Genomic DNA, 285 nt, shown 5'->3' with positions numbered 1-285 from the left:
CACCGGGTCACTAAGCCCGACTTTCGTCCCTGCTCGACCTGTCCGTCTCGCAGTCAAGCTCCCTTTTGCCTTTGCACGCTCCGCGCGATTTCCATCCGCGCTGAGGGAACCTTTGGGCGCCTCCGTTACCCTTTAGGAGGCGACCGCCCCAGTCAAACTGTCCGCCTGACACTGTCCCGCCTCGCGTCCTCACAAGGCCGGTTAGAACAACCGTGTCCCAAGGGTGGTATCCCAACGCCGACTCCACTCAGGCTGGCGCCCAAGCTTCTCCGTCTCCCACCTATC

At 62.5% G+C, this 285-nt stretch carries 1 rRNA gene; it reads right to left on the bottom strand.

Annotated elements, in window-relative coordinates:
• A 23S ribosomal RNA gene (locus tag AC27E8_RS00345) occupies positions 1–285 on the bottom strand; the annotation flags it as partial.

The sequence above is a fragment of the Alicyclobacillus sp. CIJ1 genome, from assembly GCF_057538885.1.
This window is presented reverse-complemented; position numbering and strand designations above follow the sequence as displayed.